The following is a 24,139-nucleotide window of genomic DNA, read 5'->3' on the forward strand; positions in this document are numbered from 1 at the left end:
GTCCGGCGGAGCCCTTCGCCACCGGGATCCCCGGGTCCGCCAACTGCCCTTCCGCCGGGTCCCGTTCGACCCACCCCTCCCCTACCCGTAGTACTCGGGAGTGACGCGGGAGGTTCGCTCCGCAGCGGGACGCCGGCACGGCAGGGTGCTCCATAGCTTCGGTACCGGAAGCACGAAAGCCATCCGGTACGGAAGGACCACCCATGGCGTCCCGCCACCACAGCAGCCGACTGCGCCGCGCCCTGCTCACCGCTCTTGTCACCGCTTCGGTGACCGTGCCGGTGTCGGGTGCGGCCCGCCCGGCGGCGGTCCCCGCGCCCGCGCCGACGGCCCTGGCCCCGCTGCGGACGGTGGCCCCGGCCGCCCTCGCCGTGCGGTACGCCGCGACCCGCGCCGACATCAGGGCCGCGGCGCGCACCGCCGAGGCCGACGGCGACACCGGGCGCGCCGGTTCGCTGCGTGTCATGGCACGGCCGGGCCGCCACTTCCTCTCCTTCGACGGGCGCGACGGCGGCCGCACCACCGAGGTCTTCGGCGACCTGTCGCGGGCCCGGCGGATCGCCGTACTGGTGCCGGGTTCCGACACCGGGCTCGACCAGTACGGACGTCTGCTGGCCGGTGCGCAGGCGCTCCAGCGGCAGTTGGGGAGCGGGGCTGCTGTCGTGGCCTGGCTCGGATACGCGACACCTGCCACGGTGAGTCCCACGGTGCTGACCACCGGCCGCGCGGACGACGCCGCACCCGTACTGCGGCGCTTCGTCGGGGAGTTGGGCGGCGCCGCACCGGCCGCCCGGATCTCGCTGCTCTGCCACTCCTACGGTTCGGTGGTCTGCGGCCGGGCCGCCCCCGGTATCGATGCCGCCGGCATCGTGCTGTATGGCAGCCCCGGCGCCGGGCGGAGCAGCGCTGCCGCCCTGCACACCCGGGCCACCGTCTGGGCCGGCCGGGGCGGCGACGACTGGATAGCCGACGTGCCCCACGTACGGATCCCGCTGCCGTTCGTCACCGTCGGTCTCGGCGCAGATCCGGTCGCGGCCGGCTTCGGTGCCCGGGTGTTCGACGCGGGCGGCGGAGGCCACAGCGACTATCTGAAGCCCGGTTCGCTCTCACTGGCGAACCTCGCCCGGATCGTCTCGGGACAGACCCCTTCCGGGGTGGTCCGTCATGCGTGATCTCGTGCGGCGGATCGAGTCCGCGACCCCGCCAGGACGCGACCGGGCCGTCGACGCGCTGCGCGCCCTCGCGATCCTCGGTGTGGTGCTCGGCCACTGGCTGGTGACGGCCCTGGTCACCGACAGCGGCACGGTGCACGGCGCGAGCCCGCTCCAGCACATGCCCGAACTCACCCCGGTCTCCTGGCTGTTACAGACCCTGGCGGTGTTCTTCCTGGTGGGCGGCCAGGTGGGCGCGGCGAGTTACGCGACGGCCCGCGGCCGGGGCGTCACCTACCGGCAGTGGCTGGAGGCCCGGCTGGTGCGGCTGGGCCGGCCGGTCGCCGCCGTACTGGTGGTGTGGACCGTGGCGGCGGCCGTGATGCTCGTGTCGGGCGCCGGCCCCGGGACCGTGCATACGCTGCTCAAGCTGGTGCTTTCGCCGCTCTGGTTCCTGCTGGTCTTCGCGGGGCTCACCGCGGCGACCCCGCTCGCCACCCGGCTGCACCCGCTGTGGCCGATCGCCGTGGTGCTCCATGTCGACCTGATCCGCTTCGGTCTCGGCGGGCCGTCCTGGCTCGGCTGGATCAATGTGGCGGCGGGCTGGCTCGTCCCGTACTGCCTGGGCGCGGCCTGGGCCCGCGGCGCGCTCAAGGACCGCCGGACAGCCTGGACACTGCTGCTGGGCGGCGCCGCGGCCACCGCGGGGCTGGTCCTGTGGGCGGGGTACCCGGCGTCCATGGTCGGGGTGCCGGGCTCCCGGATATCCAACCTCGATCCGCCGACCCTCGCCGCCGTCGCCTTCGGTCTCGCCCAGTGCGGAGCCGCTCTGCTGCTGCTCGGCCCGTTGCGCAGGATCCTGGTGCGCCCGGCTGCCTGGGCCGCGGTGGCGCTGGTCAACCTCTCCGCGATGACGGTCTTCCTCTGGCACCAGACTGCGATGATGGCGGTCACCGCCGTCGGTATGCTCACCGGCCGGGCGCTGCCGGGCCTGCACACCGTCCCGGACGGCTGGGGCTGGGTGCTCGCCCGGCTGGCCTGGCTGCCGGTGTTCGCCGCGGCGCTGCTGGTGTGCTGGGCCGCTTTCCACACGTACGAGCAGGGGCGGCGCGGGCACAGCAGGGTCGTGCGGACCGGGGCACCCGCCCCACGGGGGGAGACACATCATGACCATGCCTGAGACGGGCCGGGCGGCGGAGCAGGAACCGCCCCGGTGGGGCCGGGAGCGGGTGCGGGCAGCCGTGCGGCGTGCGCCGCACGCCCTGCTGCACGGTCTGACGGACCCGGCCGACCCGCTGCCGGCCGGGGCTCGGCCCGGACGTGCGTCCTGGCGGCCGGTGCTGGTGGTGCCGTTGGTCCTGTGCGCGGCGCTGCTCGCCGTGACGCAGGCGAACAGTCTCGCGCCGGACGAGGACGGTGCCATACCCGGGTTCACGGTGCTGCTGGGCCTCGCCCAGGGAGTGGCGCTCGTCGCGGGGATGTTCCGCCCCGTGCTCGCCTGGTGGGCGTCGACGGGCCTGCTGGTCGTCACCGTCGGCCTCGCCGAACCGGGGCTCGGTGCCGACGTGCCCTACCCCTGGACCGTTCCCGGGATGTTCCTGACGGGCGGGACGCTCTTCCTGCTGGCGCTGCGGGTACCGCCCCGGCGGGCGGGCGGGGCGCTGGTGGTCACCCTGCTCGCCGGAGCTGCCTGCGCCGTCTTCACCGGGCGGCCGCACAACTACGACATCGACCGCGCGGTGCCCATCCTGCTCGCTGTCGTGGTGGTCGGCTCCTCGCTGCGCGGACTGCGGAAGGCCCGCAGGGAGACCGACGCCCAGGCCGAACTCACGGCCGAGGAGCGGAACTTGCGCACCCTCCTGGAGGAGCGCAACCGGATCGCCCGCGAGCTGCACGATGTCGTGGCGCACCACATGTCGGTCATCTCCATCCAGGCGCAGGTCGCCCCGCACCTGGTCGAGAACCCGTCGGACGAGCTGCGGGAGAACCTCGCGGGCATCCGCGAGAACGCCGTGACCGCGCTCACCGAACTGCGCCGCGTACTGGGGGTGCTGCGCTCCGACGACGCGTCGGCCGACAGCCTGCGGCACGCGCCGCAGCCCACCCTGGACCAGTTGGACGCACTGCTCGGCCGGGTGCGTACGGCAGGGCTCACCGTCACCGCCGAGACGACCGGGCTCCCCCGTGCCCTGCCGCCGGGCGTCGGGCTGACGGCGTTCCGTATCGTGCAGGAAGCGCTCAGCAACGTGCTGCGCCACGCGCCCGGAGCGGAGGTACAGGTGGAGATCGCGTACCGGTCGTCCGCCGTCGACGTGCGGGTCACCAACACCGCACCGGCCGGACCCCCCAAACCCGCGACCGCACCCGGCACCGGCCACGGGCTGCTGGGTATGCGCGAGCGCGCCGCCATGCTGGGCGGCGACTTCGCCGACGGGCCGACCCCCGGCGGCGGATACGAGGTGGCGGCGATACTTCCCCTGGAGGGGCCCTCATGACCATCCGGGTACTGATCGCCGACGACCAGATGATGGTCCGTCAGGGCTTCACGGTGCTGCTCAACGCGGAGCCGGACATCGAGGTCGTCGGGCAGGCGGTCGACGGCCTCGACGCCATCGCCCGGGTCGCCGAACTCGCCCCGGACGTCGTCCTGATGGACATCCGGATGCCCGAACTCGGGGGCATCGAGGCCACCCGCCGGATCACCGGGCCCGGCGGTGCGGCGGTGCGGGTCCTGGTGCTGACGACCTTCGATCTGGACGAGTACGTGTACGAGGCGCTCCGCGCCGGCGCGGCGGGATTCCTTCTGAAGGACGCGTCGGCGGACGAACTCGCCCACGCCGTGCGGGTGGTGGCGGCCGGTGACGCGCTGCTGGCCCCGAACATCACCAAACGCCTCATCGCCGAGTTCTCCCGGGTGACCAACTCCCCCCGCACCGCGCCGAAGGGCCGGGCCGGCGATCTGACCGAGCGCGAGACCGAGGTCCTCTCCCTCATCGCCCAGGGGCTGTCCAACGCGGAGATCGCCGGGCAGCTGGTGGTGGCGGAGCAGACCGTGAAGACGCATGTGAGCCGGATCCTGGTCAAGCTGGGCCTGCGCGACCGGACCCAGGCCGCGGTCTTCGCGTACGAGACGGGCCTGGTGCGCCCGGCCGGATACTGACGGGCCCGTCGGGGGGAACGGCCGGATACTGCCGGGCCTGGTGCGCACAGCCGGATGCTCAATGCCCCCGTCGCGGAACGGCCGGGTGCTGACGGGCCGTACGGCCGGGTGTCCGTGGCCGGTCGGTTCAGTCGGCGGGCACTTCCTGGAGCACCCTGGACCCGCCGACCGGCAGGTCCCACAGCTCGTCACGGGGGCGGCCCGCCAGCTCCCAGGCCACCCGGACCCGGGTGAGCGGTTCGAGCACCGGTTCGGCGGAGAGCAGGAACGCGCCCCAGTGCATCGGCGCCATCCGGCGCGCCCCCAGATCCTCGCAGGCCGCGACCGCCTCCTCCGGGTCGGTGTGCACGGGCCCCAGCATCCAGCGCGGTTCGTACGCCCCGATCGGCAGCAACGCCAGATCGATGCCCGGGTGACGGTGGCCGATCTCCCCGAACCAGTGGCCGTACCCGGTGTCGCCCGCGAAGTACACCCGCTGCCCCCGCTCGTCGGTGAGGACCCAGCCGCCCCAGAGCGAGCGGCAGGTGTCGGTGAGGGTGCGCTTGGACCAGTGGTGGGCGGGCACGAAGTCGAAGCGGACACCGCCGGTCTCGGCCGACTCCCACCAGTCGAGCTCGGTGACGCGGCTGAACCGGCGGCGCCGGAACCAGCGGGCCAGTCCGGCCGGGACGAAGAGCGGGGTGTCGCGCGGCAGCCGCTTGATGGTGGGGGCGTCCAGGTGGTCGTAGTGGTTGTGGCTGATGACCACGGCGTCGATCTTCGGCAGGTCGGCCCAGCGGACCCCGACCGGCGTGACCCGGGCGGGCGTGCCGAGGATCCTGCGCGACCAGACCGGGTCGGTGAGAACGGTGAGACCGCCGATGCGCACCACCCAGCTGGCGTGACCCGCCCAGGTGACGGCGATGGTGGTGGCGTCGGTCTCGGGGAGCGGGCCGGGGGCGTACGGCAGCAGCGGGATGTCCCGCAGCCCGTCGGGGCGTGGCCGCACGGCGCCTTCGCGGGCCAGTCTGGCCATCGCCCTGACGCCGGGCAGCGGGGCGGTGAGCCGGTCGGCGAAGGACTTCGGCCAGAGCCTGGTCTCGCCGGGCGGACGCAGGATGCCGGGTGTGCGGGTACGGGGCCGGGTGTGCGGCCGGAGCTGTGTCTTCTCCGCGGCGGGGGCCTGCTGCCCGGTCCGGGTGCGGGACCCGGAACCGGACCCGGACCGGGCCTGCGGCTGCGGCTGCGACTGCGACTGCGGCTTCGTTCGTGTCGGTGGCTGTGGCTCGGTGAGGGAGCTCTCGGTCTGTTCCGTCATCGAAGGGCTCCGTCCGGTGGCGGTGAGTCGTTCATCGCAGATGCTCCAGGGCCGTCGCAAAAGTTCTCAACGCGCGGGCCACATGGGGAAGTTCGAGTGGCTCCGCCGAGTTGAGGGACTCCAGGCGCTCCTGGGGGGTTGATCCGACGAGCGGGCCCGTCGCGAACCGCACCCGCAGTGCGGCCGGATCGTCACCGAAGCGGTGGCCCCCGGGGGCCGGTGCGCCGATCCGCTGCCCCAGGTAGTCCTCCAGTTCCATCGCGTCGGTGACTCCGAGGGCCGCGAGGCCGGAGCGCAGCGGGTCCAGATCCGCGTACAGGTGGCGTCCGGCCTGCGGGGGCCTGGCGACCGCGCCGGCGGCGAGCACCGCGTGGTGGGCCGCGGTGGCCACCCGGGAGTGCAGCCGGTTCGCCCGCGCCGCCCGTTCCCGTACGGCCGCCGGTTCGCCCAGCGCGAAGGCGGCCGCAGCGGCGACCGGTGCGGACACCCCCGCGCCGATGGCGGTGAGCACATCAAGCGTTCTGGCGCGCCGGGCGGCCCCGTCCGCCGTGGCGGGGAACCGGGCGACGGCCACCGGCCAGGCCGTCGGGGTCAGTGAGCCCGCCAGGTCGGACAGGACGGTCACCTCTTCCGGCCACATCTCGGCAGGGCTGAGCAGCACGGTCTCGTCCGGACGGTGCCTGGTGTCGCGCCAGGTCTCGTCGCTGATGATGTGCAGCCCCTCGGAGAGGGCGGCCTCGCAGGCCTGGTGCAGCAGTTCGGGCGGGGCGGCGGTCGCGGTGGGGTCGTCGGCGACGGACAGCAGCAGCAGCCGGGGGTTGCCGCCCTCGGCGCGCACTCTGCGTACGGTCTCCAGGAGCGCGTACGGATCGGGCACCCCGCCGCACTCCGCCGGGGTGGGCACCGGGTAGGCGGACCGCCCGACGAGACGTGCCTGCGGTATCCACCAGGCGGGGCACGGGCGGGGCAGCATGAGGTCGCCGCCGTCCGCGGCGAGCAGCGCGAGGAGCAGCGACTGGGCGCCGCTGGCGGCGACCGTGTCACCCGGTGCGCAGCCGAGTCCACGGCGGGTCCAGTAGCCGGCGGCCGCCGACCGCAGCGCGGGTCCGCCGCCGGGCGGCTCGGGGTCGGTACGGAAGGCGGCGCCGGTGAGTGCGGCGGCCAGTTCGGGGAGCACCGGCAGTCCGGGTCCGGGGGCGGGCGGCCCGTAGCGGACAGGGCCGCGGCTCTCCGGAACCGTCCGCTGCATGCCCGCACCTCCGCTGTCGCCGGCCCCCCAGAGACCTTTATACGTAGATTTGCCCGGCCGGGCGACCGTGGCCACCGGGGTCCCTCCAGGCGGGGGACCGCGCGGAGGGACCCCGGTGGCCACGGCTTCCGGTGCTCGCGCCGGCCGGGGGCGCCCGCGACGTGCGACGACGCGCCGGGGGCCGTGGAGGCATCTCCCGGGCCGGACGGGGTACGACGATCGGTCAGCAGAACCGCCGCACAGGGCCGTCCGCCGCACGGGCAGCCGGCCCGGGACGTGCGGCGCTCACCGAGAGGGTTGATTTCCATGGCATCCGCCGTCCCCCGCAGCGGTCCGGTCCGTCTCGATCGGCTCACGGGCTGGCTCGGGGCAAGGGACCAGGCGCTGTTCCGGTCCGCGGCTGCCCGGCACTGGCCGGCCGCGGCGCCGGTGCTGCCCCGGCTGAGCCGCAGCGCCAACCACGGCCTGCTCTGGCTCGGCGCCGCCGCCGGGATCGCCGTGGCGGGCCGCTCGACCCGGGCGCGGCGGGCCGCCCTGCGCGGGGTGGCCTCGCTGGCCGTGGCCTCGGCCGTCGCCAACACGGTGGCCAAGGGGTCGGTCCGCAGATCGAGACCGATACTGGACGCCGTACCGGTGATGCGGCAGCTCAAGCGGCAGCCGGCCACCACGTCCTTCCCCTCCGGGCACGCGGCTTCGGCCGCCGCCTTCGCCACGGGCGTCGCGCTGGAGTCGAAGGGCTGGGGCGCGGTCGTGGCGCCGCTCGCCATCAGCGTCGCCGCTTCCCGTGTCTACACCGGGGTGCACTACCCGAGCGACGTGGTGATCGGGGCGGCGCTCGGGGTGGGTGCCGCCTTCGCGGTGCGGGGGCTCGTACCGACCCGCGACCAGCTGCCCGCCCCCGGACGCCCGCATACCGAGGCACCGGTCCTGCCCGGCGGCGAGGACCTCGTCGTCGTGGTCAACAGAGCATCGGGTTCGGCCGCGGCCAAGTCGGCTCTCGTCAGGGACGCGCTGCCGCTCGCGGAAGTGGTGGAGTGCGATCCGGACGAGCTGGTGGCCACCCTGGAGAAGGCAGCACAGAACTGCCGGGCCCTGGGCATCTGCGGCGGGGACGGAACGGTCAACAGGGCGGCCGTGGCCGCGGCCCGTCATGGTGTGCCGCTTGCCGTCTTTCCGGGCGGCACACTGAACCACTTCGCGTACGACGTCGGGATCGAGGAGGTCCACGACACCTGCCGGGCGCTGGCATCGGGCGACGCGGTCAAGGTCGACCTGGGCCGGTTCACACCGGGGCCCGACGGGCCCGGCGGCGGCCCGGGGCACTTCCTCAACACCTTCAGCCTGGGCTCCTATCCGGAGCTGGTGCGGATCAGGGAGCGCTGGTCCCCGAAGATCGGCGGCTGGCCCGCCGGGGTGCTGGCGGCCGCGCGAGTGCTCAGCTCGCAGCGGCCGCTCCGGGCCGAGTTCCAGGGCGAGCAGCGGGCCCTGTGGATGCTGTTCGCGGGCAACGGCATGTACCAGCAGATGGGGCCGACCCCCGGCCGGCGTTTCGATCTGGCGGACGGCCTGCTGGATGTCCGGGTGGTGCACGGCGGCCGGCTGCCGGGGCTGCGGCTGCTGGCGGCGGCCCTCGCGGGGCCGCTGTCCCGCTCCCCCGTGCACGCGGCGCAGCGGCTGCGCCGGGTCCGGGTCGCCGGACTGGCGCCCGGCACGCCGCTCGCGTTCGACGGGGAGATCACGGAGGCACCGGAGACGCTGTGGATCGACAAGGACGACGAGGCGCTCACGGTGTACCGCCCGCTGCCGCTCTAGGGCCTGTCGTCAAAGTGCCGTCGTTGCCCGAAGGGCGGCCGCGCGGCGTCTGGTGCGTGCGATCGCAAGGCGCCGGAATGTTCTCGTAGCGGAGCTACTAGGGCATTTCGGCAACGCCGCGAGCGTGCGTGCCAGACGCCGCGCGGCAGGCGGCACTTTGACGACAGGCCCTTGGGTCTTCCGTCCGGATCGGGCCGGCCGCCGGGCCCGTGTCCTGCCGGTGGGAATCCGGGTGGCCGAGCCGGCCACCCGGTCCACCACCCGGCAGAGCCTCCACCGGCGGAGCCCCACGAAGGGGCCCGCTGGGGGGCGGAAACCCACGAAGCGAGCCCGCCCGCCGGCCGAGCCCCGGCGAGGGACCAACGCCCACCGGCAGAGCCTCGCGAGGGAGCAACGCTCACGGGCGGAGACCCACGGAGTAGCCCCGCTCAGGCGGCCGAGCCCGGGCGGATCACTGCCCGCTCCACCAGCAGCCGGGCGCTCGCCGCGATGCTCTGCGCATCGATCCCGGCCGCCACCAACTGCTCGTGCGGGGTGGCGGAACCCGGCATATTGCCGACCGCGAGCCGGACCAGCCGGGGCACCGGCCTGCCGTCCGCGAACGCCTCCGCGACCGCGTCCCCGAGACCGCCCTCGGGGTGGTGGTCCTCGACAGTGACCAGGCAGCCCGTCTGGTCCGCCGCGGTCCGCAGGGTCCCCGCGTCCACGGGCTTGACCGAGTAGAGGTCGATCACCCGCACGGCGATGCCCTCCTGCGCCAGGATGTCGGCCGCCTCCAGGCACTCGTGGAGGGTCTGGCCCGCGCCGATCAGGGTCAGCTCGTCCTTCGCGCCGGAGCGCAGGACCTTGCTGCCGCCGATCGGGAACTCCTCGTCGGGACCGTAGATGACCGGGGTCTCCCCGCGGTTCGTGCGCAGATAGCGGATGCCGCGCGCGTCCGCCATCTCCGCCACGAGCCGGGCCGTCTGGTTGGCGTCGCTCGGATACAGAACCGTGCTGCCGTGGACCGACCGGAACATCGCCAGGTCCTCAAGACCCATCTGGGACGGGCCGTCCTGGCCGATCGCCGTACCGACGTGCGAGCCGACGACGTTGATGTCGGCGGCGCCGATCGCGGCCATCCGGAAGAAGTCGTGCGCCCGGGTGAGGAACGAGGCGAAGCTGCACGCGAACGGGACATAGCCGCACGCCTGCATACCGACCGCGCCCGCCGCCAGCTGCTGTTCCGCGATATAGCACTCGAAGTACCGCTCGGGGTGCTTCTTCGAGAAGAACTCGGCGCGGGTCGAGTCGCCGACCTCCCCGTCCAGTACGACGACTTCGCCGCGCGCCGTACCGAGGGCGGTGACCGCCTCGCCGAACGCGTTGCGCGTCGCGACCTCGTCGCCCTTCTCGTAGCGCGGCAGCTCCAGCTCCCCGCTGCCGGTGATCCGCCGCGGCTGGACGTCGGCGGGCTTGTGCACACCGACCCGGATGGACCGCCGGCCGCCCAGCTCCTCGACGGCCGCTGCGGCGTCGGGCAGCGGCTTGCCGTGCATGCCCTCGCGGTCCTCGACCGAGGCCACCCCGCGCCCCTTGCGGGTGCCCGCGACGATCGCGGTGGGCCGGTCCGTGACGGCGAGCACCTCCTCGTACGCGGCGTCGACGGCGGCGATGTCGTGCCCGTCGACCTCGACCGTGTGCCAGCCGAAGGCCTGCAGCCTGCGTGCGTACGCCGCGAGGTCCCGGCCGTGCCGGGTGGGACCGCGCTGTCCGAGCCGGTTGACGTCGACGATCAGGGTCAGCCGGCCGAGGTTCTCGAACCCGGCGTGCTCGGCCGCCTCCCAGACGGAGCCCTCGGCCATCTCGCTGTCACCGCTCAGCACCCAGACCCGGTAGTCCACCTGGTCCAGGCACTTTCCCGCGAGCGCCATACCCACGCCGACCGGCAGCCCCTGCCCCAGCGATCCGGTGGCCACGTCCACCCAGGGGATGCGCGGCGTCGGGTGGCCTTCGAGACGGCTGCCCTTCTTGCGGAAGGTGAGCAGTTCCTCGTCGTCAATGGCCCCCGCCGCGCGGTACATCGCGTACAGGAGCGGTGTGGCGTGTCCCTTGGAGAGGACGAAGCGGTCGTTGCCGGGATCGTCGGGCCGGTCGAAGTCGTAGCGCAGATGCCTGGCGAGCAGTACGGCGGCGAGATCCGCCGCGGACATCGATGAGGTGGGGTGCCCGGAGCCTGCCGCGTCCGCGGCGCGCACCGCGTCCACGCGGAGCTGCTGGGCCAGTTCGAAGAGTTCCGCGTTCTGATACGTGGTCATTGCTGTTCCCTTCCCGCGACCGGACCTTCAGCGGGGCCGTCGGTGCGGTGTGGCGTGGGCCGCTCCTGGAGTGGGCGTGCCCGGTTGCTCAGCCTGTCCCGGTCGCACAGCACCGCGTACCCGGTGCGCCGCGACGCGCACACGTTTCCCCGGCTTGGCGGCAGAAACCGCGCCAGGACCGGCCCTCGCGGGGTGATCGGCGCACCCCATCGCGTATCAGAATGCGAGATATGTATCTCACTATCCGGGTGGAGGATCTACGGTGGTGACACCACTTCGGATGAGTTCGACGTCGAACAGGGAGATCCCGCCATGCCGGAAGAGACTGCCGTCTACACCCACGGCCACCACGAGTCGGTACTGCGCTCGCACACCTGGCGGACCGCCGCCAACTCAGCGGCGTATCTGGTGGGCGAGCTCAAGCCCCATATGCGGATCCTGGACATCGGCTGCGGCCCCGGCACCATCACCGCCGACCTGGCGGCCCTGGTCCCGCAGGGCAGCGTCACCGGAGTGGACAGGGCTCCCGGGATCCTGGACAAGGCACGTGCGCTGGCCGCCGAACGCGGCCTGACCAACACCGAGTTCGCGGTCGCGGACGTGCACGGACTGGACTACCCGGACGACAGCTTCTGCGTGGTCCACGCCCATCAGGTGCTCCAGCACGTGGGCGACCCGGTGCAGGCGCTGCGCGAGATGCGGCGGGTCACCAAACCTGGCGGCATCGTCGCGGTGCGCGAGAGCGACTACGGGGCGTTCACCTGGTACCCGGAGTCCCCGGCGATGGACGACTGGCTGGACCTGTACCACCGGGTCACCCGCGGCAACGGCGCCGAACCGGACGCCGGACGGCGGCTGTTCTCCTGGGCGCGGCAGGCGGGCTTCACGGACATCAGGACGACGGCCACCAACTGGGTCTTCGCCACCGAGGAGGAGCGCGCGTGGTGGAGCGGGCTGTGGGCCGACCGTACGGTCGAGTCGGTCTACGCACAGCAGGCGGTCGAGGGCGGCCACGCGACGCAGGAAGAGCTGGCGGCGGTCGCGGGCGCCTGGCGCGAGTGGGGCGCGCAGGACGACGGGTGGTTCCTGGTGCCGCACGGCGAGGTCCTCTGCCGGGTCTGAGGCACCGTCCGGGAGCGGGCCGGCCGGCCCTGGGCTCCCCCGCGAGCGGGCCTGCCGCATCGGCGCAAGGCCCGCTCCCGCCGGCCCGGTTCCGGCGTCAACTAGGCTTCTCCGCATGGAGATCCTGGGAACCACGCTGCGTATCTGCGTCGACGACCTCGAAGCTTCGGTGTTCTTCTACGAACGCCTCACCGGCGCCAAGGCGCTGCGCTTCGAGCGCGGCGGGGTGTCCGTCGCCGCCGTCGGCTTCTTCCTTCTGATGAGTGGTCCTGAGTCGGAGCTGGAGATTCTGCGCAAGGTGACGGCGACCATCGCGGTACGTGATGTCGACGAAGCCCACACCACGCTCACCGAGGTCGGCGCACAGGTCATCGCGGGGCCGGTACCGACCCCGGTGGGCCGCAATCTGATCGCGGTCCACCCCGACGGGTCGGTGTTCGAGTATGTCGACAGAAACGGAAACGGAAACGGTACCGGGGCCGGGACCGGGACCGGGACCGGGACCACCGCCTGATCCGTACGGCAGCCCGGCCCCGGGGCTCCGGAGCCGTCAGCTCACCGGCCGCATCCGGTACTCGTACGCCTCCGGCAGCGGATCGTCCGTGAGGGCCGACCAGACCTCGTTGAGGATCTCCGCGCCCTCCCGGAGGTCCGCCACCTCGAAGCCCGCCTCGAATATCGCACGCGCCGCCCCGGTGTCCCCTTCGGCAAGCAGCAGTTGAGCCTCGATCAGCCGGAACCGGCCACGGGCGCGGGTCTCCTGCCCCAGCCGGTCCCAGACACGCCGCGCGTCCGCGGTGCGCCCCACCGCGAGCAGTACGTCGATCGCCTCGCGCCCCAGGGCGGCCGTCACCGCCGTCCAGTTCCGGCCTTCGCGGCGCTCCTCGCAGAGGTCGTCGAAGGCCTCGGCGCAGCGGTCGGCCGCCCTCCCGTCGTGGCCGTCGCACCGGTCGGCGACCGCGAGGCAGCGCAGCAACGGCCAGCGGGACGGAGCCAGTTCGAGGCCGCGCTCCCAGCTGCGCACCGCCTGGGCCCGGTCGCCGCCGTGCCACTGCGCGATACCCAGGTGGTACTCGGTCAGCGGTTCGGCGCGGGCCGTCTCCAGCATGTCCCGCCAGTGCCTGGAGACCAGCGAGGGACCGGGCGGGGTGACCCTGCGCGGCGCCGGGAACGCACCGGAGCGGTACAGCTCCAGCCAGGGCTGCTGGTCGTCGTCGAGCGCCGACGCGTAGAACGGCGTGCCCGGCAGCTTGTACCCGCCGCGCAGCACTTCGAGCGCGCCCCAGCCGGAGCCGGTGGCGAGCATCTCGTGCGGCTCGCGGTCCACGCAGCCGCGCCACGCGTCGTGGGCCGCCTCGACCGCGGCCCTGGGCAGCGCGGTTTCGAGCCGGCCCGCCGCCTCGTCGCGGGCCGCGGCCCAGTCGTCGCCGTGCACGGCCGACGCATCCGCTTCGAGCGGGCCGTACGCCTCCAGCCAGCTGAACTCGGCGCCCGCTTCCAGGCGTACATGCTCCAGCTGGGTACGGGCGAGACCCGCCTGGATCTCCGCGTAGCCGCCGGTGCCCGGCTCGGTCAGCCACTGCTGCCAGCGCCGGCCGCCGGTGCCCGAACCCCAGAGGAAGAGCTTGCGGCCGCGCAGCTGGTCGGTCGATGTCTGGACGAGCCCCCGTCCTTCCTCGTCCAGCGAGGCGATCCACTTCCTCTCCTCGGGCGGGACCTCGTAGAAGTAGTCGGCCGGGTACTCGCTGCGGAGGGGGTACGTACGGTCGGCGCCGTTCCATCCGGGGACCGGGACACGGCGCAGACTGCGCTCGTAGCCGAAGTGCCAGGCTTCGTCGGCGGGGGCCAGGACACGGGTCTTCGGGCCCTCGGGCACGGCGATGTTGGACCACCAGTAGGTGGGCACCGGCTGCTCGTGCGGGTTGCGGATCCGGACGCCGACGTAGAGGAAGTCGGAGTCCTCCGGCAGCCAGAGGTCCACCTGGAAGGGCAGGTCGCGCAGCCGCTCCCACTCCCAGAGCCGCACCATCTCACCGCCGTCGGGTGCGGTCACCAGCGCCGCGTGCAGCGGGGCGCAGCTGAGCGTGGTGTGCCCGGTCGCGCCGATGTTCCACTCGATGCCGCCGGAGAACCAGGCGCCGTTCAGCGCGAAATCGGCGGGCTGGAGGACGGGGTTGCGGTAGAGCAGCTCCCGGCCCGACGGCTTGTGGAAGAGGGAGTGGATCCGGCCGCCGAGACCGGGCAGCACAGTGGCCCGGAGCCGGTCGTTCTCGATCACGATCGTGTCGATGCCGGTGGGCGTGCGCTCCCTGGCGTACCCGTCGAGGACGCGCACGGGCAGCACGCTGGTCAGCTGCTCGTACCCGACCTGGCGTGCCATGTCGTGCGGGAGCCCGGCCCGCCCCTCGGCGTCCACGGTGTGCATCTCGTCGAGCGGCCGCAGCGCGGGAAGGGGGTTCTCCGGCCCCAACGGGGCAGCGGGCAGCGTCATTACGGCACGTCGCACGGTCGTGGCCAAGGCAACCTCACTCGCTCGTGGGGGCAGCCGTCCGCCCGGCCCCTCCCCTGATGACCATGGAACACCGGCGGGCCTGGTCTGACCAGGGGTTCCCGCAGGCCGATTTATCCGAAAGGCTGCCCGATCCGCGCGGAAGGCCGCCCCGGAGAAATTGGTCTGCGCCGGACTCGGCCGGACCCGTACCCTTCGCCGGGAACGGTGTACGAACGAGACGAGGGCGGACGAGATGGCCGAGCAGCACACCTACCGGGTCATTGTGCGGGGAACCTGGGACGGGCTGACGGACACCTCGCGGACCCGGCTGCTCGCGGACGTGGACGACCACGGGCTGACGCAGATGCACTTCACCGAGCAGGGCTCACTCACCTACGACAGGGCGTTGCGGCACTTCTCGTTCCGCTATGTCGTCGTCTCCGACGCGGCGGACGGCGAGGAGATGGCGGGCGCCATCGCCGAGGACCGGGCCGAGACCGCGCTGAAGGAGCTGGGGCACGGCTTCGGTCCGCTGCGCTCGACCGTGACGGACATGGACACCATGAAGATCAACCGCAAGGGCCGCTGACGGGCCCGGCCCAGCCCCGGTCCGGGCCGGAAGACGGGCCGGGGGATCCGTCTGAGGGATCCGTCTGAGGGCGGCGCCGCCGTCAGCGGACCGTCATTTCGGCGGTGAACGCCCAGCGTTCGTGGTCCCGCCAGGCACCGTCGATGAAGAGGAAGTCCGGAGAGAACCCCTCCAGCCGGAACCCGGCGCGGCGGATCAGCGCCAGCGATGCCTCGTTGGCGGGCTGGATGTTGACCTCCAGGCGGTGCAGGCCGAGCGGGCCGAAGGCGTACGCCATCACCAGGCGCAGCCCCTCCCCCATCAGACCCCGCCCTGCCGCGTGCGCGAACGCGCCGTATCCGAGCGCCCCGCTCCGGAACGCGCCCTCGACGATGTTGTTGATGTTGATGAACCCGGCGATGCGTCCGGCCGCCGCGCCCTCGTGTTCGCAGACCAGGAAGCCCGCCTTGGCCGGGTCCTCGATCAGCCGCCGCGCGTAGACGAGGAAGCTCTCGGGGTCGGCGGGCGGGGCGAGCCAGGGGTGGTGCAGTTCCCTGCTCTCCCGTACCAGCGCGGTGAACTCCCCCGCGTCCTCGTACGAGAAGAGACGTACGCCCACCCGGGGGCCTGCGGCGAGGTATGCGGTCGTGTCTGACATCGGGCAAGGCTAAACCGCCCGGGGCGCGCGGTACCGGGGCGGCCCGGATTCGCGCCCCGGCGGTTCAGACCAGTGCCGGCACGTCCAGCGTGAGGGTGCCCGCGCCGGCGTCCAGGACCGCGGGCACGCCGAGCGGCATCGTCTGCGCCGTGGAGCAGTGCCCGAAGCCGAACTCCGCGGCCACCGGCACACCGAGACCGCCGAGCCGGTCCTCCAGCACCGCCCGTACCTCGTCGCCCGGGGCGCACTCCTCCCAGGAACCGAGAGCGATGCCCGCGACGCCGTCCAGCAGGCCCGAGCGGAGCAGCTGGGTGAGGTTCCGGTCGATGCTGTAGCCCTTCTCGCCGACGTCCTCGATCAGCAGCAGCCCGCCGCGCCCCGTGGGGCGGGCGTGCGGTGTGCCGAGCTCGGCGGCGAGCAGCGCGACGCAGCCCCCGAAGGTGATGCCGGCCGCCCGGCCGGGGGCCAGGGTGCGGGCGGTGCCGAGGCCGAGCGTGCGGACCGTGTCGGGCTCGAAGAGTGTGGCGCGCAGGGATTCCTGGGTCTCCGCGTTCTCGATGAAGCTGAGGGCCGCGGTCATCGGGCCGTGCAGCGTGGAGAGCCCCAGCCGTACCGCGAACGCCTCGTGCAGCGCGGTGGCATCGCTGTAGCCGACGAACACCTTGGGCCCGGCCGCGCGCATCGCCGCCCAGTCCAGCAGATCGGTCATGCGCTGCGCGCCGTATCCGCCGCGTGCGCAGAGGACCGCGGAGAACTCCGGGTCGCACCAGGCCGTCTGGAGGTCGTGGGCGCGGGCCTCGTCGGCGCCCGCGAGGTATCTGAACCGCGGGTGCCTGTCGAGCACATGGGGCATCACGACCGGGTCCAGGTCCCAGCCGCGGAGGATGTCGAGCCCCGCCGTGAGCCGGTCCTCGGGGACGGGCCCGCTGGGCGACACCACGGCGACCCTGGCCCCCGGCCGCAGCCGGGCGGGCCGGGTCAGCGGCACGAGGGCGGGTGCGGTGCGGCCGGGCTGTGCGCGGCCCGGCGCCGTCGGGGACGGCATGGCGGGGGACGGCTGGGCGAGTGACGGCGGCGTGGGGGACGGCGGGGTGAGGCTCACTGGTTCAGCTCCAGGGCGGGCACGTCGGGCCGGTCGATGCCGAAGGTCTGTGCGTACAGGGAGAGTTCGGCCTCCAGCGCGCGGACCATGGTGTCGGCCCTGCGGAAACCGTGCCCCTCGCCCTCGAACGTGAGGTAGGCGTGCGGCACGCCCCGGCCCGCCATCAGCTCCAGGAACCGCTCGCACTGCACCGGTGGGCAGATCACGTCGTCCAGCCCCTGGAGCAGCAGGAACGGCGCTGACACCCGGTCCGCGTGCTGGGCGGGCGAGCGGTCGCGGTAGCGCTCGGGGACCTCGGCGAGCGGCCCGATGAGGGTCTCCAGGTACTGGGACTCGAAATCGTGGGTGCCGTCCTCCGACGCCCAGTCGGTCAGATCGAGGATGGGATACATGATGGTGCCGCAGGCGTAGACGCCGGACGACGCCAGCGAGGCGGCCGATGTCCAGCCGCCCGCGCTGCCCCCGCGGATCGCGAGCCGGGCCCGGTCGGCGGTGCCCTCGTCAGCGAGTGCCCCGGCGACGGCCGCGCAGTCCTCCACGTCCACGACGCCCCACTGCGCGCGCAGCCGGTTGCGGTACTCCCGGCCGTAGCCGGTCGAACCGCCGTAGTTGACTTCGGCCACCCCGATGCCCCGCGAGGTGAAGTAGGCGATCTCCAGGTCGAGTACGAGCGGTGTACGGCTGGTGGGTCCGCCGTGCGCCCAGACCACGAAGGGCGGCAGTTCGCCGTCGGGTGCGGTCAGGTCCGGGCTGTGCGGCGGGTGGATGTGGGCGTGGATCTCCCGGCCGCCGGGCCCGGTGAACGTACGGGTCTGCGGATCGGGGTAATAGGCGGGGTCCACCGCGTCCCGGTGCGGGGAACCGATGACGCGGGTGTGTCCTGAGCTGGTGTCCAGCTCCACGATCTCGAACGTGGAGCGCGGGCCCGCCGCCAGGCCGATCACCCGGCTGTCGTCCGCGGCCAGGGTCGCGGCCCACTCGCTCCAGTGGCCCGGCGCGTCGACGAGTTCGCCGGATTCCGGGTCGAGCACACCGAGCGCGGTGGTGCCCGCGCCGTGGACGACGGCGATCAGCCCGCTGTCCAGCGGCTCGAACCACTTCTGGCCGATCTTCCAGAGCGGCCCGCCGAACTCCTCGTCGCGGGGGCAGAGCGCGACGGCCGCGCCGTCCTGGTCCACGTCCGCCCGGTAGAGGTTCCACCAGCCGGTGCGGTCGGACGCGAACAGCAGCCGCCCGTCGGCCGCCCAGCCGACCTGTGCGACGGACTCGCCGGGTCCCCCGGCGACGTGCCGGGCCCCCTCGAAGAGGCCGTCGCCCGTGACATCGGCGACCATGACATCGGTCCCGTCCCACGGCATCCGCGGATGGTCCCAGCCCAGCCACGCTGCACGCCGCCCGTCCGGCGAGAGCCGTGCGCCGGTGACGAAGCGGTGCCCGCCGTCGGAGAGTTCGCGTACGGCAGCGCGGTCCCCGGCGGCCGAGCCGTCCAGCGGTACGGCCGCGAGGACCCGGCGCACATCGGTGGGCGAGCCGCCGGTGAACTCCTCCAGGACGCACCAGACTTCGCCGCGGTCCAGGTGGATCACCGGGTCCACCCAGCGCAGTCCGCCGCCCACGGCGGAGACCGGGGTCAGCGGCTTCGGCTGCGCCCCGGCGCCCCGCGCGTCCGGCTCGTACGCGTAGAGCCGCTGGTCGGCGAAGTGGACGAAGACCACGAGCGGTCCGCCCACGGGCCGCGCCGCCCCCGCCCAGGGCTGTCCGCCGTACTCGATGACCCGGCTGCGGACGTTCCACGGAGCGGGCAGGGCCGTCTCCTCACGGCCGTCCGCCCGCCGCCGCACCAGTGCGCGCCGGCCGCCCTCGGCGGGGCGCGGCGCGGTCCACCACACTTCCTCGCCGACCGTGCCGATGAACTCGGGACGGCCGTCCTGCGACGCGGCGAGGGCGGCGTCGATCGGCGAAGGCCACGTTCCGTAGGCCCCGGTGGATGCCATGCAGACAACTCCCCTATGCAGTACGCAGATAGTGATCGAGCACCCGGACACCGAAGTGCAGCGCGTCCACCGGTACCCGCTCGTCGACCCCGTGGAACAGGGCCTGGTAGTCGAAACCGGCGGGCAGCCGCAGCGGTGAGAAGCCGTACCCGGTGATCCCCAGCCGGGAGAACTGCTTGGCGTCCGTACCCCCCGACATGCAGTAGGGCACCACATGCCCCTCCGGTGCGAACTTCTCGACGGCCGCCCGCAGTTTGGCGTACGTCGGTGAGTCCACCGGCGCTTCGAGCGCGACCTCGCCGTGGTCGAACTCCCAGTCGACGTGCGGCCCGGTGAGCCGGTCGAGCGTCGTGCGGAACTCGTCCTCGCCGCCGGGCAGCATCCGCCCGTCGACGTACGCCGTCGCATGCCCGGGGATCACGTTGACCTTGTAACCAGCTTCCAGGATCGTCGGGTTGGCGCTGTTGCGGACGGTCGGCTCGACCAGCGCGGCCGCCGGGCCCAGCTTCGCGAGCAGCGCGTCCACGTCGAAGTCCGGGTCGGCGGTGTCGGTTTCGATGCCGTGCAGCGCGGCGATCTCGGTGAGCGCGGCCCGCACGGTCGGGGTGAGCCGCACCGGCCACTGGTGCTCGCCGATCCGGGCGACGGCGGCGGCGAGCGTGCTGACCGCGTTGTCCCGGTTGACCTTGGAGCCGTGGCCGGCCTTGCCGTGCGCCGTGAGCTTCAGCCAGGCAGTGCCGCGCTCACCGGCCGCGATGGGGTAGACGGGCAGGTCCGGGCCCGCGTGGAAGGTGAAGGCACCGGATTCGCTGATCCCCTCGGTGCAGCCCTCGAAGAGCCCGGGGTGGTGGTCGGCGAGGAAGCCGGAGCCGTCGACGGCGCTCGCCTCCTCGTCGGCCGTGTACGCGATGACGATGTCGCGCCGGGGGCGGACGCCCTCGCGCGCCCAGGCCCGCACCACCGCGAGGACCATCGCGTCCATGTTCTTCATGTCGATGGCGCCGCGGCCCCAGACCACACCGTCGCGGATCTCACCGGAGAACGGGTGCACGGACCAGTCGTCCGGCTCGGCGGGCACCACGTCGAGGTGCCCGTGGACCAGCAGCGCGTCCGCCGACGGGTCGGTACCCGGGATCCTCGCCACCACATTGGTACGCCCCGGGGTGCGCTCAAGGAGCACCGGCTCGATCCCCGCACCGGCCAGCCGCTCGGCGACGTACTCCGCGGCGGGCCGCTCCCGGCAGTCGCCGCCGCCCCGGTTGGTCGTGTCGATCCGGATCAGTTCCGAGGTGAAGTCCACCACCTCGTCGAGTGCCCTGGCGTCCAGCGGGACCGCTGCCATCGGGTTCACGTCAGCCATACTGTTCCTCCACCGCGGACGAGACGAGCGTCGTAACCGCCTTGAAGGTCCGAATGCCCTCATACATCGTCGCGCTGGTGTAGGCGACACGCCGTTCGGCTGTCCGCCTGACCCCCGGAACGACGGTCGCGGCGCCCACCAGATGCTCCGCGTCGAACTCCAGCTCCACCGTGAAGGACCGACCTGTCACGGGTTCATGGCGCACGGCGAGCGCGGTGGCTCCCGCTGCGGCCGACCGGATGTCGGATGCCGTACGGGCCGGGGTGCGGCAGACCGCCGCGTACCGCGACACGTGGTCCTTCACCGCCACCGTACGGGCCCGGGGCGCGTAGCCCAGCGCGTCGGCGCAGGCCAGGTCGTCGCCGGTGACGAGCACCACGGGGACTCCGTACTCCGCGACGACATGCGCGTTGAGGAGACCCTCACTCGCCCGTACGCCGTTGAGCCAGACGCCGGTGATCGAGTTGGCCAGGTAGGTGTGGGCGAGTACGCCCTCCATACCGGCGCCGGTGTGGTAGCCGACGAAGGCGATCCCGTCGACGTCGCCGTGCTGGACGCCCTCCACCATGGACAGCGACTTATGGCGGCCCGTGAGCATCTGGACCCGCTCGTCGAGCTGCTCGATGAGCAGATTCCGCATGGACCAGTGGGCTTCGTTGATGAGCACCTCGTCGGCTCCCCCGTCGAAGAAGCCGAGGGCGGCGGCGTTCACATCGGACGTGAACAGCGACCGGCAGCGTTCCCACTGCGCACTGCCGGGCAGCACATCACCGGGCCAGGTCACACCGGTCGCGCCCTCCATGTCGGCGCTGATGAGGATCTTCATGCGCATGACGCTACCTGCCGCCGAATATGCTGGCCAGCAGGTGTTCAACCACCACAGGTCCATACCGCTGGCATCGGTTCGTCCGCATGGCCGCAGCGCCGGCCGGTCATCCCCGCTGCTGCTGGGTACGGAAGGCGGACGGGGTGACGCCGGTCCGGCGGGTGAACTGGCGGGTGAAGTAGCCGGGGTCGTTGAACCCGGTGCGGCGGGAGATCGCCACCACGGTCAGATCCGTCTCCGCGAGCAGTTCCTTGGCCCGGTTGATACGCAGCCGCTGGACGTACTCCTTCGGACCATGTCCGGTCTGCTGCCGGACGACGCTCCTCAACCTCTCCGCGCTCAGGGACAGTTCGCGTGCCGTGACGGCCAGCGGGAGCGCGCTGTTGCGGGCCAGTGCGACCAGGACGGGGTGCGTGACCCGAGGGCGGCCCAGCGCGGTGATGAGTTCGTGGAGGGCGGCGGCGGACGCCGTCTCGGGGTCGGGGCGGTCGAGGGCACGGCGCAGCCGGGTGAACAGCAGGGCGGCCGATGCGGCGTCGGCCAGTGGGGTCACCTCGGCCGGGAGGTAACCGAGTTCGGCGTACGCGCCGGCGGCCGGGCCGTCGTACAGCGCCCACTGCTCACTCCAGCCGTGCCTGTCAGGACCGTAGGTGTGCGGCACGCCCGCCGGCAGGTGGAACAGGGCGGGCGGGCCGACCGCACGGCCGTTGCAGCGGCCGCGGCCGGCGGTCACGAGGACCACGGCGTGCGACGACAGCACCCGCTCGCGCACCGTGCCGATGTGGCCGCTCTGCCCGCCCGCTCCCAGGCACACCAGACCGAGTCCCCAGTGCGCGGCAGCGGGAGTGAGATAGCGCGACCAGCCCGGCATGCGGTCACTGTAGACGGCACGGACCGCGTACCGAAGAGTCCCCTTCACGACCCGCTTTCGTGCATGGCACCGCGGGCCCGGCACGTTCAGGCTCGTAGCCATGCTGACGTCCAACGGCTACGTACTCGACACCGCACCCGCCAGGATGGGCGCCCTCGCACCGGTACCCGACGAAGAGCGGCACGATCGTGACGCCCTCTGGGCCCGCCTGCGCCGCGACGGCTACCTCTATCTCAGGGGCGCCCTGCCCGTGGCTGCCGTGACCGCGTTCCGCCGCCACTACTTCGACACCCTCGCCCCGACCGGCCTGCGGGAGCGCGGCCGGGCCGACCCGGACCCGGCGGCCCTGCGCCGGGTGCTGTTCAAGGAGCTGGTGCCGGGCCACGCCTACCAGGAGTTCTGCACCCAGCCGGCACTCCGTGACTGGTACGCGTGGTTCCTGGACGCGGCGGCCTTCCTGCACCGACGGAAGATCATCCGGCACCAGCGGGCGGGCGACACGGGCATCGGGTTCGCCACCCAGGCCCACTACGACCTCGTGTATCTCCGGGAAGGCACCGACCGGGTGCTCAGCTCCTGGATCCCGCTGGGCGACTGCCCCGCCACGCGCGGCGGCCTCGTCTACCTGGAAGGCAGTCACGCACGGGTGCGCGCCGAAGAACGGGCCGGCCGGCTGCGCAGGCCCGCCGCGTCGATCACCGCCGACCTCCCCGCCCTCGCCGACGCCTACGACACCCGCTGGCTGACCACCGACTACGAGGCCGGCGACATGGTGGTCCACTCCCCCTACCTGGTGCACGCCGCCCTCGACAACGCCGACCCGGAAGAGGTGACCCGCCTGTCCACCGACATCCGGTACCAGCGCGCCGACGACCCCATCGACTGGCGCTGGCAGGAGCACTGGCACGACCGCGACGGTCTGTGACCGGAGACAGTTTCGATACTGCCTTTCGTATCTGAGGGCTCCGTATGTCTACCCGAGTGCGGGAGCGGGCCGCAAGGGTCCGGTCAGCAGCCGTTCCTTCACACCGTCAGCGGCCAGCCGGACCGCTCCCAGGGCGACCGCCTCGTCGCCGAGTCCGGAGACCGCGACTTCGGGCGGGAAGAGGCAGTGTGCGGCCAGATGCCGCCGCACCGGTCCGGCGAGCAGTTCCCCCGCACGTGACAGTCCGCCGCCGATGACGACGATCTCGGGGTCGACGGCCAGGACCATCGCGGCCAGCCCGTCGGCCAGCTCGCGCGCGAACGCGTCGACCAGGTAGCCCGCCTGCCGGTCACCGTCGCGCAGTGCGGCGAAGACCCGCGCCGCGGGCTCCGCACCGGCCGCCGGACCGTGCTCACCCTCGCGGTAGTCCGCGAACCGCTCGAAGGAGTGCATCCAGTTGAGGTAGCTGAGGTGGCCGATCTCCCCCGCGGCGCCGTGGCTGCCCCGCCGGGGCCGGCCGCCGAGCAGCAGGCCGGCACTGAGCCGGCGTCCGGCGTGCAGCAGGATGACGTCCTCCGCACCCTGGGCCGCACCCCGCCAGTGCTCGGCCAGGGCGCCGAGCCGTACGTCGTTCTCGACCAGTACCGGGACGCCGGGCAGGAACTCCCCTGCGGTGGCGGTCAGGTCGAGCCCGGTCCACTCGGGCAGGATGCTGCAGAGCGCGACCTGCCCCCGCTCGTCGATCACGCCACTGGTGCCGATCCCGGCGGCCAGCAGGCCGTCCGGTGCGAGGCCGGCGCTCTGCAGGCAGGCGAGGGCGTTGTCCCGGGCGGCGGCCAGCCGCGCGGCGGCGCCCATCTCCGGATCGAGCGGTGCCCGGCGCTCGGCTCGGACGTCGCCGCGCAGGTCGGCGGCGGCGGCCAGGGTCTTGTGTGCGCCGATGTCGATGCCGATGACGTGCCCGGCGTCCGCGCGGAAGCGGTAACGGCGGGCAGGACGTCCGACCTGTCGGGCGGCGGTCGGTGGTTCCTCCTCGGCCCAGGAACCCGCGATCAGTTCGTTGACGATCCGCTCGGCGGGTGGCCGGGTGACGCCGATGACGCTGCCCAGTTGGGCGACGGTGAGCGCGCCGGGGGCCTCCATCAGGGCACGCAGGGCCGCGGCCGAGTTGAGCTGCCGGAGGATCGAGGGGTCACCGCTGGTGCGCGCCATGGGGGTTGGAGTCTCCTCGTGCCGATTCTTGAGCTCTGCATAGT

General features: G+C 73.1%; 20 protein-coding genes. 9 read left to right on the forward strand and 11 right to left on the reverse strand.

Features of this window, described 5'->3' with window-relative positions; all coding sequences use genetic code 11:
- Positions 1-203 precede the first annotated feature (203 nt).
- Genes OG385_RS02335 through OG385_RS02350 form a run of 4 tightly spaced genes read left to right on the forward strand, consistent with a single transcriptional unit; the run spans position 204 to position 4,311 of the window.
- A complete protein-coding gene (locus tag OG385_RS02335) occupies positions 204-1,172 on the forward strand; it encodes an alpha/beta hydrolase (protein ID WP_266851341.1) in 969 nt (322 codons plus the stop codon).
- Positions 1,165-2,331: an acyltransferase gene (locus OG385_RS02340; protein WP_266851343.1), complete on the forward strand. Its 1,167-nt coding sequence runs from the start codon at positions 1,165-1,167 to the stop codon at positions 2,329-2,331. The genes OG385_RS02335 and OG385_RS02340 overlap by 8 nt, the downstream gene beginning before the upstream one ends.
- Positions 2,318-3,646: a sensor histidine kinase gene (locus tag OG385_RS02345; RefSeq protein ID WP_266851345.1), complete on the forward strand. Its 1,329-nt coding sequence runs from the start codon at positions 2,318-2,320 to the stop codon at positions 3,644-3,646. Before OG385_RS02340 ends, OG385_RS02345 begins: the two co-directional genes overlap by 14 nt.
- On the forward strand, positions 3,643-4,311 hold the full coding sequence (locus OG385_RS02350; protein ID WP_266851347.1) for a response regulator transcription factor: 669 nt from the start codon (positions 3,643-3,645) through the stop codon (positions 4,309-4,311). Before OG385_RS02345 ends, OG385_RS02350 begins: the two co-directional genes overlap by 4 nt.
- A 127-nt stretch (positions 4,312-4,438) precedes the next feature.
- Here the strand turns inward: OG385_RS02350 and OG385_RS02355 are convergent, their stop codons facing one another.
- Together OG385_RS02355 and OG385_RS02360 are read right to left on the reverse strand one after the other, a co-directional pair.
- Entirely contained in the window at positions 4,439-5,608 is a 1,170-nt protein-coding gene (locus OG385_RS02355; RefSeq protein WP_266851349.1) for an MBL fold metallo-hydrolase, read from the reverse strand.
- Between the two features lie 31 nt (positions 5,609-5,639).
- Positions 5,640-6,857, reverse strand: a complete 1,218-nt coding sequence (locus tag OG385_RS02360) for an aminotransferase class I/II-fold pyridoxal phosphate-dependent enzyme (protein WP_266851351.1) — start codon at positions 6,855-6,857, stop codon at positions 5,640-5,642.
- 306 nt (positions 6,858-7,163) lie between these two features.
- Here OG385_RS02360 and OG385_RS02365 point away from each other — a divergent pair, with 306 nt between their 5' ends.
- Positions 7,164-8,669: a bifunctional phosphatase PAP2/diacylglycerol kinase family protein gene (locus tag OG385_RS02365; RefSeq protein ID WP_266851353.1), complete on the forward strand. Its 1,506-nt coding sequence runs from the start codon at positions 7,164-7,166 to the stop codon at positions 8,667-8,669.
- 428 nt (positions 8,670-9,097) lie between these two features.
- Here the strand turns inward: OG385_RS02365 and OG385_RS02370 are convergent, their stop codons facing one another.
- Positions 9,098-10,966, reverse strand: coding sequence for a transketolase (locus OG385_RS02370; RefSeq protein WP_266851354.1), 1,869 nt, complete (start codon positions 10,964-10,966; stop codon positions 9,098-9,100).
- A 312-nt stretch (positions 10,967-11,278) separates the two neighbouring features.
- Here OG385_RS02370 and OG385_RS02375 point away from each other — a divergent pair, with 312 nt between their 5' ends.
- Both OG385_RS02375 and OG385_RS02380 read left to right on the forward strand, forming a co-directional pair.
- The gene (locus tag OG385_RS02375) at positions 11,279-12,088 is read left to right on the forward strand and encodes a methyltransferase domain-containing protein (protein ID WP_266851356.1); all 810 of its coding nucleotides are present in this window, start codon (positions 11,279-11,281) and stop codon (positions 12,086-12,088) included.
- A 115-nt stretch (positions 12,089-12,203) separates the two neighbouring features.
- A complete protein-coding gene (locus OG385_RS02380; RefSeq protein ID WP_266851358.1) occupies positions 12,204-12,602 on the forward strand; it encodes a VOC family protein in 399 nt (132 codons plus the stop codon).
- A 36-nt stretch (positions 12,603-12,638) separates the two neighbouring features.
- Here OG385_RS02380 and OG385_RS02385 read toward each other — a convergent pair whose 3' ends face one another.
- The gene (locus tag OG385_RS02385) at positions 12,639-14,579 is read right to left on the reverse strand and encodes a DUF5107 domain-containing protein (RefSeq protein WP_266851360.1); all 1,941 of its coding nucleotides are present in this window, start codon (positions 14,577-14,579) and stop codon (positions 12,639-12,641) included.
- A gap of 253 nt (positions 14,580-14,832) precedes the next feature.
- Here OG385_RS02385 and OG385_RS02390 point away from each other — a divergent pair, with 253 nt between their 5' ends.
- Positions 14,833-15,168: a DUF6204 family protein gene (locus tag OG385_RS02390; RefSeq protein ID WP_266851362.1), complete on the forward strand. Its 336-nt coding sequence runs from the start codon at positions 14,833-14,835 to the stop codon at positions 15,166-15,168.
- 82 nt (positions 15,169-15,250) lie between these two features.
- Here the strand turns inward: OG385_RS02390 and OG385_RS02395 are convergent, their stop codons facing one another.
- From OG385_RS02395 to OG385_RS02420, 6 genes are all read right to left on the reverse strand, one after another.
- Positions 15,251-15,805, reverse strand: a complete 555-nt coding sequence (locus tag OG385_RS02395) for a GNAT family N-acetyltransferase (RefSeq protein WP_266851364.1) — start codon at positions 15,803-15,805, stop codon at positions 15,251-15,253.
- 64 nt (positions 15,806-15,869) lie between these two features.
- On the reverse strand, positions 15,870-16,850 hold the full coding sequence (locus OG385_RS02400; protein ID WP_266860571.1) for an LD-carboxypeptidase: 981 nt from the start codon (positions 16,848-16,850) through the stop codon (positions 15,870-15,872).
- A gap of 53 nt (positions 16,851-16,903) precedes the next feature.
- Positions 16,904-18,901: a prolyl oligopeptidase family serine peptidase gene (locus tag OG385_RS02405; protein WP_266851366.1), complete on the reverse strand. Its 1,998-nt coding sequence runs from the start codon at positions 18,899-18,901 to the stop codon at positions 16,904-16,906.
- A 13-nt stretch (positions 18,902-18,914) separates the two neighbouring features.
- Positions 18,915-20,261: a M20/M25/M40 family metallo-hydrolase gene (locus OG385_RS02410; protein WP_266851368.1), complete on the reverse strand. Its 1,347-nt coding sequence runs from the start codon at positions 20,259-20,261 to the stop codon at positions 18,915-18,917.
- On the reverse strand, positions 20,254-21,087 hold the full coding sequence (locus OG385_RS02415) for a M55 family metallopeptidase (RefSeq protein ID WP_266851370.1): 834 nt from the start codon (positions 21,085-21,087) through the stop codon (positions 20,254-20,256). The genes OG385_RS02410 and OG385_RS02415 overlap by 8 nt, the downstream gene beginning before the upstream one ends.
- A 106-nt stretch (positions 21,088-21,193) precedes the next feature.
- Positions 21,194-21,958, reverse strand: coding sequence for an AraC family transcriptional regulator (locus tag OG385_RS02420; protein ID WP_266851372.1), 765 nt, complete (start codon positions 21,956-21,958; stop codon positions 21,194-21,196).
- A gap of 100 nt (positions 21,959-22,058) precedes the next feature.
- Between OG385_RS02420 and OG385_RS02425 the strand changes: the two genes are divergently transcribed.
- Positions 22,059-22,883: a phytanoyl-CoA dioxygenase family protein gene (locus tag OG385_RS02425; RefSeq protein WP_266851374.1), complete on the forward strand. Its 825-nt coding sequence runs from the start codon at positions 22,059-22,061 to the stop codon at positions 22,881-22,883.
- 48 nt (positions 22,884-22,931) lie between these two features.
- Here OG385_RS02425 and OG385_RS02430 read toward each other — a convergent pair whose 3' ends face one another.
- Entirely contained in the window at positions 22,932-24,095 is a 1,164-nt protein-coding gene (locus OG385_RS02430; protein ID WP_266851376.1) for an ROK family protein, read from the reverse strand.
- Positions 24,096-24,139: the final 44 nt, after the last annotated feature.

This window comes from Streptomyces sp. NBC_01306, from assembly GCF_026340465.1.
Lineage (GTDB): Bacteria > Actinomycetota > Actinomycetes > Streptomycetales > Streptomycetaceae > Streptomyces.